Annotated in this window: 16 protein-coding genes and 2 pseudogenes; 15 read left to right on the top strand and 3 right to left on the bottom strand. The window is 38.8% G+C overall.

The genetic code is table 11. From position 1 onward, the window contains the following. Positions 1-6: 6 nt before the first annotated feature. Positions 7-444 (bottom strand): helical membrane plugin domain-containing protein, encoded by a 438-nt coding sequence (locus OTG27_RS25550; protein WP_057276363.1) that lies wholly within the window; start codon positions 442-444, stop codon positions 7-9. A gap of 292 nt (positions 445-736) precedes the next feature. Between OTG27_RS25550 and OTG27_RS25545 the strand changes: the two genes are divergently transcribed. The 10 genes from OTG27_RS25545 to spoVK all read left to right on the top strand — a co-directional run bounded on the left by OTG27_RS25545 (position 737) and on the right by spoVK (position 11,142). Further along, the gene (locus OTG27_RS25545; RefSeq protein ID WP_134402162.1) at positions 737-1,030 is read left to right on the top strand and encodes a hypothetical protein; all 294 of its coding nucleotides are present in this window, start codon (positions 737-739) and stop codon (positions 1,028-1,030) included. 398 nt (positions 1,031-1,428) lie between these two features. Then, positions 1,429-1,884, top strand: coding sequence for an SMI1/KNR4 family protein (locus OTG27_RS25540; RefSeq protein ID WP_098184618.1), 456 nt, complete (start codon positions 1,429-1,431; stop codon positions 1,882-1,884). 72 nt (positions 1,885-1,956) lie between these two features. After that, complete coding sequence (locus tag OTG27_RS25535; RefSeq protein WP_268938497.1) at positions 1,957-2,664, top strand: response regulator transcription factor; 708 nt, start codon at positions 1,957-1,959, stop codon at positions 2,662-2,664. Next, complete coding sequence (locus OTG27_RS25530; protein WP_268938496.1) at positions 2,661-3,722, top strand: sensor histidine kinase; 1,062 nt, start codon at positions 2,661-2,663, stop codon at positions 3,720-3,722. Before OTG27_RS25535 ends, OTG27_RS25530 begins: the two co-directional genes overlap by 4 nt. A gap of 98 nt (positions 3,723-3,820) precedes the next feature. After that, the gene (locus OTG27_RS25525; protein WP_268938495.1) at positions 3,821-4,597 is read left to right on the top strand and encodes an ABC transporter ATP-binding protein; all 777 of its coding nucleotides are present in this window, start codon (positions 3,821-3,823) and stop codon (positions 4,595-4,597) included. Then, complete coding sequence (locus OTG27_RS25520) at positions 4,575-6,515, top strand: FtsX-like permease family protein (protein WP_268938494.1); 1,941 nt, start codon at positions 4,575-4,577, stop codon at positions 6,513-6,515. The genes OTG27_RS25525 and OTG27_RS25520 overlap by 23 nt, the downstream gene beginning before the upstream one ends. A 547-nt stretch (positions 6,516-7,062) precedes the next feature. Then, entirely contained in the window at positions 7,063-8,385 is a 1,323-nt protein-coding gene (locus OTG27_RS25515; RefSeq protein WP_268938493.1) for a sensor histidine kinase, read from the top strand. A gap of 259 nt (positions 8,386-8,644) precedes the next feature. Further along, positions 8,645-9,565, top strand: a complete 921-nt coding sequence (gene miaA, locus OTG27_RS25510; protein ID WP_374941289.1) for a tRNA (adenosine(37)-N6)-dimethylallyltransferase MiaA — start codon at positions 8,645-8,647, stop codon at positions 9,563-9,565. A gap of 3 nt (positions 9,566-9,568) precedes the next feature. Beyond that, positions 9,569-9,802, top strand: a complete 234-nt coding sequence (hfq, locus tag OTG27_RS25505; protein ID WP_034313436.1) for an RNA chaperone Hfq — start codon at positions 9,569-9,571, stop codon at positions 9,800-9,802. Between the two features lie 383 nt (positions 9,803-10,185). Further along, positions 10,186-11,142, top strand: a complete 957-nt coding sequence (gene spoVK, locus OTG27_RS25500) for a stage V sporulation protein K (RefSeq protein WP_034313433.1) — start codon at positions 10,186-10,188, stop codon at positions 11,140-11,142. Positions 11,143-11,179: 37 nt separating this feature from the next. Here spoVK and OTG27_RS25495 read toward each other — a convergent pair whose 3' ends face one another. After that, positions 11,180-11,788: a trimeric intracellular cation channel family protein gene (locus OTG27_RS25495; RefSeq protein WP_034313431.1), complete on the bottom strand. Its 609-nt coding sequence runs from the start codon at positions 11,786-11,788 to the stop codon at positions 11,180-11,182. Positions 11,789-11,956: 168 nt separating this feature from the next. Here OTG27_RS25495 and hflX point away from each other — a divergent pair, with 168 nt between their 5' ends. The 4 genes from hflX to glnA all read left to right on the top strand — a co-directional run bounded on the left by hflX (position 11,957) and on the right by glnA (position 16,460). Further along, the gene (gene hflX, locus OTG27_RS25490) at positions 11,957-13,210 is read left to right on the top strand and encodes a GTPase HflX (protein WP_057276372.1); all 1,254 of its coding nucleotides are present in this window, start codon (positions 11,957-11,959) and stop codon (positions 13,208-13,210) included. A gap of 12 nt (positions 13,211-13,222) precedes the next feature. Next, complete coding sequence (locus tag OTG27_RS25485) at positions 13,223-14,491, top strand: methionine gamma-lyase family protein (protein ID WP_268938491.1); 1,269 nt, start codon at positions 13,223-13,225, stop codon at positions 14,489-14,491. Positions 14,492-14,684: 193 nt separating this feature from the next. Next, positions 14,685-15,089, top strand: a complete 405-nt coding sequence (locus OTG27_RS25480; RefSeq protein ID WP_034313425.1) for a MerR family transcriptional regulator — start codon at positions 14,685-14,687, stop codon at positions 15,087-15,089. Positions 15,090-15,125: 36 nt separating this feature from the next. Next, positions 15,126-16,460, top strand: coding sequence for a type I glutamate--ammonia ligase (gene glnA / locus OTG27_RS25475; protein ID WP_034313424.1), 1,335 nt, complete (start codon positions 15,126-15,128; stop codon positions 16,458-16,460). A 106-nt stretch (positions 16,461-16,566) separates the two neighbouring features. Here the strand turns inward: glnA and OTG27_RS25470 are convergent. Further along, positions 16,567-17,055, bottom strand: a pseudogene (locus OTG27_RS25470) (site-specific integrase); the annotation flags it as partial. Between the two features lie 3 nt (positions 17,056-17,058). On the opposite strand from OTG27_RS25470, the pseudogene OTG27_RS25465 reads away from it, so the two are divergent. Next, positions 17,059-17,262, top strand: a pseudogene (locus OTG27_RS25465) (site-specific integrase); the annotation flags it as partial. Positions 17,263-17,559: the final 297 nt, after the last annotated feature.

Raw genomic sequence — 17,559 nt, 5'->3', positions numbered from 1 at the left:
ATCAAATTATTTTTGGTTTTTACGTTCTGAAGAGACTTCAAGAAAAGCTTGGGCGAAACGGAAAAGCTTTTGTGCTTGCGGATCTTTCAACATTTTTAACAGACCAAAAAGACCGATCACATCATTATTCGCTTCTGCACGATCCTTAGCTTCGATGGCATTTGCCGCAAGCCCTTTCACTGAATGGACTACAGGTGTCGCGATCTCCGAAATGGCGCTGACCGTATCATTTTTCAACACATCATCAGTCGCAACCGATTGAGCGAAATCATAAGACTTTGTTAAAATATTCACTAACTCAGTCAGTTTTGGTAACTGCTCGACTAAAGTGTTCAATGATTCCTGAACCTCAGGCTTTAAAAGTTGATCTAAGATATCCAATTGCTCTTGGTTTGCAGAAATATTAAGTGTTTCATGTTCAGGTTTTGAGATTACATCTACCATATCTAATTCCCCTTTAAACTTAATTATTTTGATTTATGTTTTTTCCGCCGATACTACTAATCATACGACTCTAATCTCTTAATTTCAAATATTTCTTTTGTGATACGAATATAATTTTATCGTAATAATTAAGAGTTATTTGGTGGTTTTTTTGATTTATCTTAATATTCCAAAAGAGTATTAAGATTATTCTGGTTATAATACCTTAAATAAAGAGGGGATTAGAGGCATTCTACCTTGTCATTTCCTAGTAATAATAAATCTATAGCAGACACCTTTTTGTTTTGCTATAATGTCCATAATCTTTGACGGAATGGGATTCGAGAATATTTTATCTGATTTAGGGTACATACTATTATCGGAATTGGAGTTGATGCCCTTGGTAGAACGCAGGATGTTAAAGGTACGTGGTGAGATTATCGAAATATCCTCTAGGTATAATGAAAAATATAGTAAATGGAATTGTACAGCTAAAGTTCCTAATAGTTCCATCATTGCTTATTGTCGTGACAAGAATAAGCTTCGTGCTGAAACAGTTTCTATGAGCAGGTTATTAATTACGTATGAAGACTATAAAATTGTTTGATAAATAGAGAAAAGGCGCCCAATCTTGAAGACGAAGTTGGCGCCTTTTTTATAGAATAATATTTTATCTGCGAAATCGGGAATATATCTTCGAAAATGGAGATATATCATCGAAAACTTCTGAATTATCTGTGAAAGTATACAATTTACCGATTTTTCGACAAAACTTCGATTAAAAAAAGCTACTTTCTTAGTGAAAAGCAACGAAATTGTCAAAAAATATATCAGAAAATACTGATAAGGATAGTAAAATTATGTTAATATATTCAAAAAAAGTATTATTTTCTAAAGTAATAATGAATAATTTATATTTAAAGGATCTCCATTAAGAAAAGGTATTTCTAAACAGCAATTAGTTCAATTGATTTTACTACAATAAAATGAAATGGAGTCGATACAATGGTGAGTATAACTGGATATGGGAAAGCGAGAGAAGAAGCAGTGAATAATTTTCAGGAGTTTGTGGGTTTTGAAATTCCTGAAGATTATAAACAATTTCTCCTTAAGCATAATGGCGGCACAACTACGGTTCAAAACTGTAAGTTTTATGTAGATGGATTAGACACACTTGTATGCTTACAAGCACTTTATGGATTAGAGCTTCTAGATAAAGAACTGGATTTACAGAAATGGCATGAAGAAAACAGAGAAGACTTACATAAGAATTGCATTATAATAGGTAATGATACATGTGCAGGTAAAATTTTGCTGATAAATAATGAAGAAGAAAAGGGAGTTTACTTCTGGGATCAAGGTTGGTATTCGGATCCATCAAGCCAGGATGAAAACATTTATAAAGTTGCATCGAGTTTTCAATCCTTCATTGAGGGCTTGAAAGTCCCGGAGGAAATCTAATTTTATTGTAATCCCCTTGATTGGCTCATGCCATTCAAGGTTTTTTATTGTCAGGTTAATGAGGAGATAAAAATGTATAAAATATTATTGGTTGAAGACGATCTCAAAATAGCTGGAATCTTGGTCAATTATTTAAAAAGGTACGGGTATGAGGTTTTTGAAGTGAAGCAACTGGACCAAGTTTTTGCAGAGTTCCAAGATACAAAGCCAGATTTGGTTTTATTGGATATTAATCTGCCCTATTATGATGGGTTCCATTGGTGCCGGCTAATAAGGACGGTTTCGAAGGTTCCTGTCATATTCATCTCTGCAAGGACAGATGAAATGAACCAAGTCATGGCCATTGAATATGGGGGAGATGACTATTTAACAAAACCGTTTCATTTGGAAGTGGTATTAGCGAAAATAAAGAGTGTCCTGCGTAGGGTGTATGGTGAATATGCGGATATATCTTCATTCCACCAGCAAGTAAAGGAAATGGATGGATTAACGCTTTATACGGAAAAAGCGATGATCGAATATCAAGACAATCAGGTAGCGTTGACTCAAAATGAGTTGAAATTATTGAGTTGTTTACTACGACAGTATGACACCATCGTCTCGCGTGAAGAGTTACTTGAAGCATTATGGAATGATGATTCATTTGTTGATGACAATACATTGACCGTCAATGTCACAAGGGTACGGAGAAAACTTGAGGATATTGGCATCAAGCATGCCATAACAACTAGCAGGGGAAAAGGATACCGACTAAAAATAGTGCAAGGTGAAGAAAAGTGAAGCTGAAATCCTTTATTAAAGACCGTCTTTATTTTATTTTTTATACCGTTCTATTGGTAAGCCTGCTTATTATTGCTTATACATTATCCGTTCTGGAAGCGGGGAATCACATATCGATTTCAAATATCATCTATTTAATTATTCTCGCGTTGTTTTTGATGCTTCTATTTTTAGCGGCCGATTACATAAGGCATTACCGTTTTCTTAATCAATTAGCAAGAATGAAGCAAGAAACGAGCTTGTCATTTGAATATGTCGAAGCCTTTAGGGAACCTTTGACAAATGAACAAAAGTTGTGGATGGAACTTTTTCAACAAATGAACAAGGTAACCATTGGTCAATTACAAGAACAAATCAAACAGAAGGAGCAATATGAGCTGTTGATTCATCAATGGGTTCATCAAATGAAGACACCTGTTTCAGTCATTTCCTTACTGATTCAAGAAGGCAAAAGGACATTTTCGAATGAGCCGATGAAGGATTATCTTAAAGAGATAGAAGAAGAAAATGATCGATTTCGCAGAGGGCTGGAAATTATATTGCACGGGGCAAGGCTGCAGCGTTTTTCAGAGGATGTAAAATCGGAGCGGGTTGACTTAATTAATCTAGTCAAGCAAGTGATTAACGAGGAAAAAAAACAGTTCATCAAACGGTTCATATATCCCAGGCTTGAAACGGAGCTTGAGAATGTATATGTGCATTCGGATCGTAAGTGGCTCCACTTCGCCATTAGTCAGGTGGTCTTTAATGCACTGAAGTATTCAAGGCAGGAAGAGCATGACAGCATAACGTTCAATATCATTGAAAAAGAGTCGGAGATTTTCCTTAGGATAACAGATCAGGGAATTGGAATCGTCCCACATGATGTAAAACGGGTGTTTGATCCATTCTTTACTGGTGAGAACGGGCGAGTCAAACAAGAGTCAACCGGTATGGGACTATATCTTGTGAAGGAAATCGTTAATAGACTTGGGCATGTCGTTACCATCCAATCGACTGTATCCGAAGGGACTACTGTGGAGTTTCTCTTTAAGACAAATATCTTACATGAAAGGTGACAGAATTGTAAGGGTGCTAAACGATTATGTAATAAACTTCGATGGGAGCCTCCCGCTTTATTCATTATACTTACGGTAAGAAAGGGAGGTATTTTCGGATGTCGATTTTAAAAGCAGAACAACTATCCAAAACTTATTTTCAAAAACAGGGGAATTTATTTCATAAGGCGTTACATAATTTCACCATGAATGTACAGAAAGGGGAATTTGTCGGAGTGATGGGTCCATCCGGCAGCGGGAAAACCACCCTGCTTAACTTAATGGCCACGATTGATAAGCCAACCACAGGTAAAGTCATTCTAAATGATCAAAATCCTAATGAATTAAACAATCAGGACCTGGCATTGTTTCGCAGGAGGGAAATTGGATTTGTTTTTCAAGACTTCAACCTTCTTGATACACTTACCGTTCGTGAAAATATCCTCCTTCCTCTAGCGTTAGATCGTTATAAACTGAAGGAAATGGAAAATAGGGTGAATCAGTTGGCGAGCCTTCTTGGTATAGAAGGGATTTTAGAAAAGCGGACTTATGAAATTTCCGGAGGTCAGCAGCAACGAACGGCTTGTGCAAGAGCGATGATTCATGAGCCTTCCATTATTTTAGCGGATGAACCTACTGGTAATTTGGATTCCAAATCTGCCAAGCAGGTAATGGATACCCTCACGACACTTCAGGAGAAAAAGGGAGCAACCATCCTTATGGTCACTCATGACCCGACTGCCGCCAGCTTCTGTGACCGGATTCTATTCATAAAGGATGGCAGGTTCTTTTCAGAGGTGCACAGCGGAGGGGAAAGACAGAGTTTCCATCAAAGGATTTTAGATACGTTAAGCGTTTTGGGAGGAGTCTATCATGAACATCCGACTTCTCGCTAAGAGAAATATCCAAGGAAATGCACAACGTTATCTAGCTTATTTTTTCAGTATTGTCCTATCCGTCTCAATCTTTTTTATTTACGCATCATTTATCTTTCATCCTGATGTGGTCCATGCGGATATCCCGGGGGGAAAGCTAATTAGCAGGGGACTCATTGCAGCAGAAATAGTGATCATCATATTTTCGGTTTTCTTTATCGCTTATTCGAATGCAGCATTTATACAGCCGCGAAAAAAAGAGTTTGGGCTGCTGACACTGCTTGGAATGTCCAAATCCCAACTTAGAAAACTAATTTACCTGGAGCAAACGATGGTTTCCCTCATATCTATCCTGATTGGAGTTGGCTTAGGGTTTTTGTTCTCAAAGTTATTCTTAATGGCAATTTCTTGGTTATTGGCTGTAGAGCAACCAATATCGTTTGTCTTTGTCCCTGAGGCCTTTATTTATACCATTGTTGGTTTCATTTTGCTATTTCAGCTATTATCGCTCTTTTCATTGTTCCACATAGGAAATGCGGAGGTAGTCGATTTACTCAAAGATAAACAAAAACCCAAAAAGACTCCCTTCGTTTCAAAGTGGTTAATTGCACTATCAGCAGTTTGCTTAAGCATTTCTTATTATTTGGCATGTACGCTGTCGTTAAACAATTCTTATATTCGAGTATTGCCCATAGTAATCTTCGTACTGATCGGCACCTATTTTTTATTCAGCCAAAGCATTGTTGCTCTATGCAGAAGGCTTTACCTGAAGAAGAAAAGCTTATATGGCGGAACGAATTTAATTACTCAAACAAACCTGATCTTCAATATTAAGGACTATTCCAGGTTATTCTTTTTGACCTCGATCATTACAGCCGTGATTTTGACAGCTGCAGGAACACTTTTCATGTTCAGTGCAGATTTAAAAAAGCAAGGGATGGATAACATTCCGCAATCAATTGGATGGGTTGAAAATGACGCTTCCATTTATTCAGTTATTGAACCATCCGCAGTGGAGAAAATATTAAAGGAAGATGGATTCAAGATTCTTTACGAAGTAAATATGACTGGAGTGCCCATCACCCACATGTTACCCCATATGAGAACGGGAGAACCCAATGAAAATAGGTCATTATTAATCTCGGAAAGTGATTATAATAATGCGGCTGCATTGCGAAAAATTGAACCAGCAAAGTTATCAGGAAAAGAAGCGTTATATATTTTTCCTTATGGGGGACTGGACTATCAATTCGTCCACAAGGGAGAACAAAAGGAGCTGCACTTTGGCAATGGAACCATTCAGGTAACAATGGTTGGTCAGCGAAATCAATCGATAGTCGCACCCATAAAAGCAGCAACGACTTTGATGGTGGTCGATGATCAGCTGTATCATGAAATCACAGCTGATGTGCCTTTAAAAGAGAAGGCAAGAGTACGAGGGTATGAAATTAAAGACTGGGAAGAATCAATGGAAACAGCTGCTAAAATCGAAAAAATGTCTAATAATCCTGACCATAATCAAATGCAAACAAGAGCTCCGATTTATCAAGAAATGAAACAGGGAAGCATATTGATTCTTTTTATCGGCTTGTTTGTCAGTCTATTATTCTTTATCGTCCAAGGGAGCATGATGTATCTGCGAGTTTTTACGAATTTAGAAGATAAAAAAATTCAAATCCATGCCCTTCATCGATTGGGGTTGACAAAAAAAGAAATACGGCAAATTTTAAGCGCCGAAATACGCATCCTCTTTTTCGCTCCGTTTCTGATAGGGGTGATTCATGCCATAGTCGCCTACGTGGCACTAAGCAATTTATTGGAATCGAATTTGTTTGCCTACTCGGCCATGGTCATCGCAACGTATTTTCTTTTTCAACTGCTGTACTATCAAGTAACTAAAAAGATGTATGAGCGGGCAGTCATCAATTCTATTAAATAGAAGCTATCATATGTAAATGGAATCTGGGGTTCAGTCCCTGATTCCGTTTTTTTATTCAGGAGTCCTCTCATTGAAACGGCATTTTCATAGATGAAAAATTAGTCAATATGCACTATTGAAAGAGGAGTGATCCACTATTTTGCACGAATATATGAAATATGGTGTGATTTTACAGATTGATCCTTTACAATATTGTAATATTTTCATATAAAGGGTAAAATTATTTATTTGAAGCGAGAATATTGAACCCCGCATCATTTCTTTTTACCATTTTCACATACATAATTATATAAAAATAATTACTTTATGGGGATAAAATGATTTATTGGAAATTATTAATAATAGACGTGGTTTATATTAAAACATAAAAGGTCATATGATCAAAAAAATAGTGGGTGATCTGTAAATTACTTGATTTATTATAGTATTATATGCCTGGGGTTATAGAGAATATTAGATGTTTCCCTATTTCTTTATCCCTTAATATAGTAAACTCAGAATAGGTTCGTTAACTTTTAGCTGCTAGAGATGAGGTAAGTTTAATCCTATGAAAAATAAAAAGTTAAGGGCACTTCTTTATTTGACCATACTTTTATTGATTGTTTTCATTCTTCTAAATATGTTTTCAACATATTTAAGCATTAAAAATTCTGTGCAAAAATCCGTTGCCAATCAAAACTTGGTAGCTGCCAGATCTATATCCGACTCGATGGATATGGAGGCTTATCAGCGATTTCTCAATAACCAAGTAAAGAGCCGGGATTATTTGGATATAAAAACTTACTTAGAGGATGCCCGTGAAAAAATAGGAGCATTATATGTTTATACCATCCTGATTGATAATCCCACAGTATCCAAGTGCATGATTACTGGGTTTTCTAAAGATCATAAAGGGGATTTTCCTATCGGTGGTGCATGTACTGTTCCGCCGGAGCAGGTCAAACAGGGGTATGAAGGCAAAAGCTTCATTACCGGGATTCTAGAAGATCCGGAATATGGTGAGTATTTGACTGTGGGTGTGCCAATGAAAAATCAAGATGGCGACATTATTGGTTTTTTGGGCATTGATGTGAGCGCGGAAGATATTAATGCCATTAACGGCAAGGTATTGAAAAGCAGCATTGCCATTCTTGTTTATAATGGTGGATTTGTCATCATGCTGCTGGTTACCTTTTTTGTCATTCAAAAATGGTATCAAAAGGAACTGACACGTGAAGTGGGGGATACGGAAGATACGTATCAATCGGAATTTCAATCTCTATTTGCTTCAGTCCGCTCATTAAGGCATGATTTTTCCAATCATATTCAGGTGATACATGGACTGCTTAAATTAGAAGAGAACGCAAAAGCACTCGAATACTTAACAGGGCTTTCAAAAGAAGTGCATTCAATTGAATCGATGAAATTGGATGTGATTCATCCGGGCTTGTCTGTCCTGTTGGAGACCAAAAGGCTCTCGGCCCAGAATTATAATATCGATATCGAAATTGATGTTTCACCCAAATCCTTCAATCGGATCAAAACAATCGATTTGATAAAATTATTATCAAATGTTATCGACAATGCTATTGAGGCAACAATTGAATTGCCAGAGCAAGAACGCCGAATGAATATTGCCTGCAAAGCTGATGATGAAAAGTATTCGTTTATGGTCACGAACACCGGACCAATGATTTCGGAATTAGATCTGGAGAATATATTCGCCAGCGGTTTTTCAACCAAAAAGGCACAAAAGGGCAAAATTCGCGGACAAGGCTTGTTCATCGTCAAAGACTTAGTGAACAGATATGATGGAGAGATTCATGTACAATCCTCTGAAAATGAAACGACCGTTACGATGATCATTCCCGTAAATGGAAAAATGGGCTGAATTGATCCAAAGGAAACACATTTGATAAGAAGGTATGACCCTGAAAGGGATCATACCTTTTTTATATAAAGATGATGATTATTGCAGGTGAAAAATTGAATAAAAGTGCCTCAATTGGACATAATGGGTAGATGTTTAGCTGCTCTCAACGAGATTATGATAAGATAGGGAAAAAATCATTTAAGGCAGTGAGATTGTGAAACAACAAAAAGGAAAACTTCTCGTTATCATTGGACCGACTGCTGTTGGGAAGACAAAGATGAGCATTGAGATGGCAAAGTTATTTAATGGTGAAATTATTAGCGGAGACTCCATGCAGGTTTATAAGGGGATGGATATTGGTACTGCAAAAATCAAGAGGGAAGAAACAGAAGGAATCCCTCATTATTTACTTGATATTAAAGAACCGGATGAACCATTTAGTGCGGCAGAGTTCCAGGAGCGAGCCAATGCTTGTATCGAGGATATCCAAAGCAGAGGTAAACTTCCCATTATCGTCGGCGGAACAGGATTATACATACAATCAGTCATCTATGATTATCAATTTTCGGAGGCGCCATCCGACCCTGCTTATAGGGAGGGACTTGAAAAACAGGTAAGGGAGTCAGGAATCGATCCTGTTTTTGAACAATTACGCAGCATTGACCCGGAAAGCGCGAATCGGATTCATCCTAATAATGTAAGAAGGGTGATCAGGGCACTTGAGATTTATCATTGTACTGGTAAAACGATGAGTGAGCAGCTGAATGAACAGCCTACAGAATTCAAATATGATACGTGCATCATTGGATTGACAATGGAACGTGAAAAGTTATATCAACGCATCGATCAACGTGTTGATGTTATGGTAGAAGAAGGGCTGATTCAAGAGGTGGAGTCATTTCATGAAAAAGGTTTGAGGGATTGCCAATCGATCCAGGCTATAGGCTATAAAGAAATCTATGATTATTTTGATGGAAGGGCTTCATTGGATGAAGCCGTTGAGACATTAAAGCAAAACTCCCGTCGATACGCAAAAAGGCAATTGACCTGGTTCCGGAATAAAATGGATGTAATTTGGTTTGATATGACCGATCTCGAGGGTTTTCCAAAAAAAATACATGAAATATCTGGATTTATAGCAGGAAAGCTTTTCGGTGAAGGCGAATACATAAATTTAGAGAGAAAAGAGGAGGACTAATACATGAAACAATCAGTAAATATTCAAGATCAGTTTCTTAATCAATTACGTAAAGATGGTACGTATGTGACGGTATTTTTATTAAACGGGTTCCAGATTAGAGGACAAGTGAAAGGGTTCGATAATTTTACCGTTTTATTTGAATCGGAGGGCAAGCAGCAATTAGTCTATAAACATGCGATTTCTACATTTGCTCCACAACGTAATGTTCAGATCGATTACGAAGTGAAGGAATAATCATATATATGAATGTAAAAAACAGGTTTAGCTTATAGCGACCTGTTTTTTTTTGCATGCGCTTCTCTGTCCTTTTTCAAAGAATCGATAATTTTACGTACCTTATTTGAATATATATCAAGGGACGGATTATTTTCCGGGAAACCGCAGGAAATGACATTACCCCTAATATATTGGTGAATGGGAATGGGATTTGTCGTAATAAATCCTCCAATGAAAAAATCCTGTCAGAATAAGTCGCTTTTCAAGAAGGGAATGGGGCTTAATCACGAAAGGAATAAACGGATTTTCCGATGGGATAATTTTGGCTATGCAGCATTTGCCATGCCATCATAAAAAATTGTGGTGTTAGAGTCAGGGTCCAAGATGGAGAGGTGAATGAAATGGAACAACCGATCCGTATGAAAAATAACGGGCAAATCAATATTGTGTTTAATGCGGAAAACAGAAAAGCGCTACAAAAAGATCTGCCGATAAAAGAAATTTTGGTGCAGGAAATCCCCCACCAGCATGTTGCATTGAAAGAGATTGAAGATGAACTGAAATCGCTGGTTGGAATGGAAGAAATGAAACGGATGATAAAAGAGATATATGCCTGGATTTACATCAATAAACAACGTGAGGCAAAGGGGCTGAAGACTGGCCGGCAAGCGCTGCATATGATGTTTAAAGGGAATCCGGGAACAGGGAAAACAACGGTAGCACGTTTAATCGGGAAGTTGTTTCAAAAAATGAATGTACTTTCGAAAGGGCATTTAATTGAAGCGGAGAGGGCAGATTTAGTCGGGGAATACATTGGCCATACTGCCCAAAAAACCAGGGATTTGATTAAGAAGGCCATTGGCGGAATCTTATTTATTGATGAAGCCTATTCCTTGGGAAGAGGCGGCGAAAAGGATTTTGGAAAAGAAGCCATAGATACCCTTGTCAAGCATATGGAGGATCGGCAGCATGAATTCATTTTGATCCTTGCTGGATATTCGAGGGAAATGGAATATTTCCTAAGTCTTAATCCTGGCCTTCATTCGAGGTTCCCGCTTGTTATTGATTTTCCGGATTATACGATTGAACAGTTAATGGAAATAGCCGATCGGATGCTGCAGGAAAAGGAGTATCTTATGAATCGGGATGCCGAAAGGAAATTAAGGGAACATTTAATCATATTACGTTCTTTCCGGGGACCTATTTCATTCTCTAACGGTCGTTATATCCGAAATATAATAGAAAAGTCAATTAGGGCGCAGGCGATGCGGCTTTTACTGGAAGATTCATTTGAAAAATCCGATTTATTGACGCTTACCAGCCAAGATTTGATTTTCGAGGATGAAGAGAAAGAATGACAGGGAAAAGCCCACCAGGATGGCGGGCTTTTCAAATTTATGTTTTAGGCACCCATTTTTTATTAGGAAGATGCCAATTATTGGTGTAAGAAAGGACTCGCAATATCGTGATGACGGCAAAGAGCGAATAAAGCTGCCATGATTGGGATAATACACCACTGCCTAAAGCCAAGCCTGCAATGATGGCCCATACTGCGTAGATTTCTTTTCTGAAGACCAATGGCTTTCTTCCGGCCAGCACGTCACGGAGTATCCCGCCGCCGCATCCGGTTAATGCAGCTGATACTATGATGGCGCTTATTGGATGATTAAGTTCCACGGCATACATCGCCCCTTGGATGGCAAAGGCTGAGAGGCCAATGGCATCACTGAGATTTCCCCATCTGTCCCAGTGCTTTGATAGGTTTGTAGGAAAAACAAAAACGATGGTGATGGATACTAAAGCGATGACAAAATAGAAACTTTGATCCCATAAAGCTGAAACGGGGACGCCGATCAACAGATTGCGGATTGCCCCGCCGCCAAAGGCGGTTACGATTCCTAAAATATAAACTCCTAAAATATCATACTCTTCTTCCATGGCGATGATGGTTCCGCTTATAGCGAATGCAATCGTACCTATGAAGCTTAATACTTCCCATGTCATATGAATGTCCCTCTATGTCTTTTCGATTTTGATGGTAAAGCCAAATTTGATTTTAGCACGGTATCGTAATTTTTAAAACGGTTAAAAGCTTCGTTTTGAGGAAATTTTTATATATTCAATTTTTTTGTTATGATTAAGTTAAATTTACCAGAAGGTGGTGCGTGTGATTTGGAAGAAGCAATAAAGGAAACGGCTGTCTTGATTGGGTGTCAAACAACTGAGACAAGTGAACATTTTGAGTATTCACTCGATGAACTGTCTTCTTTGGCGAAGACGGCGAATGCTGAGGTTTTAATGACCATCTCCCAGAAAAGGGAAAGCGTCGATCCGGCTACATATATAGGAAAAGGAAAAGTGGAAGAACTCCGGAATCTGGAAGAGGAGCTGGAGCCGGATTTATTTATCTTTAATGATGAATTATCCCCGAGCCAGATTCGGAACCTTTCGAAACAATTGGAGGCAAGGGTCATAGACCGGACACAGCTAATATTGGATATATTTGCTCAGCGGGCTCGATCCAGGGAAGGGAAGCTGCAGGTTGAACTTGCTCAGCTCCAATATTTATTGCCGCGTTTGGTTGGTCAGGGGACGGCAATGTCCAGGCTAGGAGGCGGAATCGGCACAAGGGGACCAGGGGAGACGAAGCTGGAAAGCGACCGCCGCCACATCCGTGGAAAAATAGATGAAATCAAGCAGCAATTAAGTGGAATAGTGAAGCATCGTGAACGCTATCGTGATAGAAGGAAACGTAATAAGACCTTTCAAATAGCACTAGTGGGATACACGAATGCAGGTAAATCAACGCTGTTCAACCGTTTGACGGAGGCGGATTCATATGAAGAGAACCAATTATTCGCTACGCTGGATCCCATGACACGAAAGGCGATTCTTCCTAGCGGATTTACTGTGCTTCTGACGGATACGGTTGGATTCATACAAGATTTGCCGACATCTTTAATTGCCGCATTCCGCTCTACCTTGGAAGAGGTGAAAGAAGCGGATCTGTTGTTACATGTGGTCGATTCCTCAAGTACCGATTACTTTAATCATCAGAAAACAGTGCAGGATTTGCTAAATGACTTAGATGTCCCTTCCATTCCACAGCTAACGTTGTATAATAAGAAAGATAAGGTTCACGCTGATTTTGTGAGATCAGCCAGTCGTGCTTCATTAATGATCAGTGCCTATGAACAATCGGATCTGAATGAAATCATGGAAGAAATTGAAAAGTACGTGATTGAAGAAATGATCCCGTATCATGTTTTCCTGCCATCGAGTGAGGGTAAACTATTATCACAGCTGAAAAATGAAACCATATTGCGCACTCTCTCCTTTAATGAAGAATCGGAAAGATATGAATGCAAAGGTTTTTGTCTAGCTGATCATCCAATAACCGGGCAGCTGGAGAAATATTCATTATAAAGGGGAATTTTGATGTATCAGCAGTTAACAAATGGAGAAGTGTTGAAAAACATTGCCCAGGAAGTGGAAGCAATGATTTCTCCATTACATAAGCAAGTGGACGAACGAATCGAAGAAAATCAATTTCGCGTATTACAAAGTTATCAAGCACATAAAGTGAGTGATTCCCACTTCATCCCGACTACTGGGTATGGATACGATGATATGGGCCGCGATACGCTGGAATTGATATACGCAGATGTTTTTGGAGCGGAAGCTGGATTGGTGCGCCCCCAAATTATATCAGGCACACACGCCATCTCCACCGCTCTTTTTGGCATTTTGCGCCCAGGGGATGAATTGTTATACATAACAGGAAAGCCGTATGATACTTTGGAAGAAATCGTCGGTATCCGGGGGACGGGTATTGGATCTTTACGTGATTTTCAGATCAGCTATAAGGCCGTTCCGTTGGCGGAAACTGGAACCGTTGATTTCGAAGCCGTCAAACATGCCATTCAACCGAATACGAAGATGATCGGTATACAAAGATCAAAAGGGTATGCTACACGTCCTTCCTTTACGATCGGTGAAATAAAGGAAATGATTGCCTTTGTTAAAGGCATTAACCCGGAAATCGTCGTGTTCGTGGATAATTGTTATGGAGAGTTTGTTGAGACACAAGAACCATGTCATGTCGGAGCGGATTTAATGGCTGGTTCACTCATTAAAAATCCTGGCGGCGGAATAGTGAAAACCGGTGGATACATTGTTGGTAAAAAGGACCTGGTTGAAGCTTGCTCTTATCGGTTAACATCACCAGGAATAGGGGCTGAAGCAGGTGCTTCGCTTTATAGTCTGCAGGAAATGTACCAAGGATTCTTCCTGGCACCGCATGTCGTGGGCCAAGCTGTTAAAGGAGCCATGTTCACAGCTGCCTTTTTAGAAAAGCTCGGTATGAATACATCCCCAAAATGGGATGCGAAACGAACTGACTTGATTCAATCCGTTCAATTTGATGAACGGGATAAGATGGTTGCCTTCTGTCAGGCCATCCAATATGCATCACCAATCAATTCACATGTGACACCATATCCTGCCTATATGCCGGGATATGAGGACGATGTAATCATGGCTGCAGGCACCTTTATACAGGGGGCCAGCATTGAACTGACGGCAGATGGTCCGACAAGGGCTCCATATGTTGCTTATGTTCAAGGCGGATTGACATACGCCCATGTTAAAATGGCTGTATTGACTGCTGTGAATGCGCTAATGGACAAAAAGTTGATCCAATTGTAATTGAAATTAAATAAGGTTTGTTATGGAATCCAGATAATTGGATTCCAGTAAGAATAATAGTCATAATATTTTTGTAGTAACAAATCATTTAATTTTTCTGAAAAAATCACGTCATAAAATGTAACATCATATTGACAAGTTTAATAACATGATATAAGATTATTTTAAGATAAACAAAAGGAGGATGCTAAGAATGAGCGGCAACAACATTCGGCGTTCGATGCCTCTTTTTTCCATCGGAATCGTCATGCAGTTAACTGAGTTGTCTGCACGCCAAATTCGGTATTACGAAGAGCATCAACTTATTACTCCTATGAGAACAGATGGAAATCGTCGGGTCTTTTCATTAAATGACATCGATCGACTGCTTGAGATTAAAGATTTAATCGAACAAGGAGTCAATCTGGCCGGCATTAAAAAGATTTTCACTGTAAAGGAACAGAATTTACCTAAAACCCAAGAATTAGAACAAGCGGAAAAAATAAGGCATGACCTTAGTGACGAGGATCTTCGCAAGCTTCTGCGTGCCGAGCTTTTACAAGGAAGCAAGCATCGAACATCTCTTAGACAAGGGGATATGTCCCGTTTTTTCCAATAAAAAATATGATTTATGAATTATTAGGGGGAATAGAAATTGGCAAAGTTCACACGTGAAGACATCACTCGTTTAGCGAAAGAAGAAAATGTTAAGTACATTCGTTTACAATTCACTGACATTTTAGGGACAATTAAAAACGTTGAAATCCCAGTCAGTCAATTAGAAAAAGCACTTGATAATAAAATGATGTTTGATGGATCTTCCATTGAAGGCTTCGTTCGTATCGAAGAGTCTGATATGTACTTATATCCTGATCTAAATACATGGGTTATCTTCCCTTGGACTTCCGAAAAAGGTAAAGTTGCACGCTTGATCTGTGATATTTACAATACGGATGGAACTCCTTTTGATGGGGATCCACGTGCAAACCTAAAACGTGTTCTTGCAGAAGCAAGAGAAATGGGCTTCACAGATTTCAATCTTGGACCTGAACCTGAATTCTTCCTATTCAAACTGGATGCAGCAGGCGAGCCGACGCTGGAATTGAACGATAAAGGCGGATACTTTGACCTTGCACCTACTGACCTAGGAGAAAACTGCCGTCGTGATATCGTTCTTGAGCTTGAAGAAATGGGATTTGAAATCGAAGCATCCCACCATGAAGTAGCTCCAGGACAACACGAAATTGACTTTAAATATGCAGATGCGATTTCAGCTTGTGATAACATCCAAACATTTAAATTGGTTGTTAAAACGATTGCCCGCAAACATGGTTTACACGCAACATTCATGCCAAAACCATTGTTCGGTGTTAACGGATCTGGAATGCATTGTAACGTTTCTCTATTCAAAGGCAACGAAAATGCATTTTATGATAAAGAAGGTAAATTGGAATTAAGCAAAACAGCTGAGCAATTTATCGCGGGTATCATTAAGCATGCTCCAAGCTTCACTGCGGTAACAAACCCAACTGTTAACTCATACAAACGTCTAGTTCCTGGTTACGAAGCTCCTTGTTATGTTGCATGGTCTGCTAAAAACCGTAGCCCGCTAATCCGTATCCCAGCTTCACGCGGAGTAAGTACTCGCGTAGAGGTACGTAGTGTCGATCCAGCAGCAAATCCATACTTGGCACTTGCAGTTCTCCTAAAAGCTGGTCTTGACGGTATCAAGAACGACTTGACTCCTCCAGCTCCAGTTGATCGCAACATCTATGTAATGAATAAAGAAGAACGTGAAGAAGTAGGTATCGTTGATCTACCAGCTACTTTATATGCTGCATTGGAAACATTAAAATCTGATGAAGTCATCAAAGAAGCATTAGGTGAACACTTACTTGAACACTTCGTCGAAGCAAAAGAAATCGAGTGGGATATGTTCCGTACACAAGTACACCCATGGGAACGCGAACAATATATGTCAATGTATTAATATCTCAAACCCTTGGCACCTCTGGTGTCAGGGTTTTTTCTATTTCGGGCATTCATTCATAAAACCTTATGAAATTATCAATTGCCCGATAAATGCCCGAAAAAATTTAATCAATTATTCCCTTGGTGTATTCCTCAAACTTGTCCATATTTTTCTTTTCGAGTTTTTTGCTTATATGTGCGTATACATCAGAAGTTATAGCCACGCTGCCATGACCTAATCTTTTCTGAACATATTTCATATCCGCTCCAGCTTCAAGCTGGAGCACTGCATGTGTATGACGGAGAGAATGGATGGGAAGAGGAGGCAACTCAGCCCTTTTTAAGATGCGGCTGAAAGCGTTAAATAAGGTAGACTTTGGCATTAAGCTGCCATCATCCCTGCAAAGAACTAGGTTTAGATCATGGTGATATAAATCATTCAGGGCTAGTTTGTGTTGGTTTTGATGCCGTAGGTGATATTGAAGTACTTGAGTGAGTGTCTGGCTAATGGAAATAACCCGCTTAGAATTAAATGTTTTTGTATCACCGAACTGATCTTGTTTAGATTTAGCAGTAAAATCTAGAGTTTTTGAAATAGAAATGGTTTGTTCTTTTAGAGCCAGTTGGCAGAAGAATTCGGACTCGAGCGAATCGGGACTCATTTCCTTCGAAAGACTTATAGATATAATCATTACAAGAAATTCAACTATGTAGTCGCACTTCAACAGATCCTCAATCATACAGACCAACAGGAAACCTTAATTTATATAGGGATTAAACAGGATGAGCTCAACAAAATGCAGGGGAAAATTGACTGGTGAATTCTTTTATGTGCGTTCTTCTATTTTTTTTCTCTTATTAATTCGCTTCAATCTGGCGATTGTTCAATTCATTTTTAGAGACAAGAAAATCCTTTGTGACTGTAAGGAAACAAGGGTGCGAGTGAATTATACACAATCTGGATTATAACGAATTCAAAGGGGTGTTTATTAGCCTTTTTTCACATCGAAAAAGCAAAAGGAAAGCAATGATCTACTATCGAAATTAAGCACGAACGATAAACGGACACTTAATCATTTTGCATATGCTAAAGTAATAGTATGGGAGTTTTGAAGAAG

Origin of the sequence: Peribacillus sp. AS_2 (assembly GCF_026891895.1) — a bacterium.
GTDB lineage: Bacteria > Bacillota > Bacilli > Bacillales > DSM-1321 > Peribacillus > Peribacillus frigoritolerans.
The sequence above is the reverse complement of the archived record's forward strand: the minus strand, read 5'-3'. Positions and strand labels throughout refer to the sequence as shown.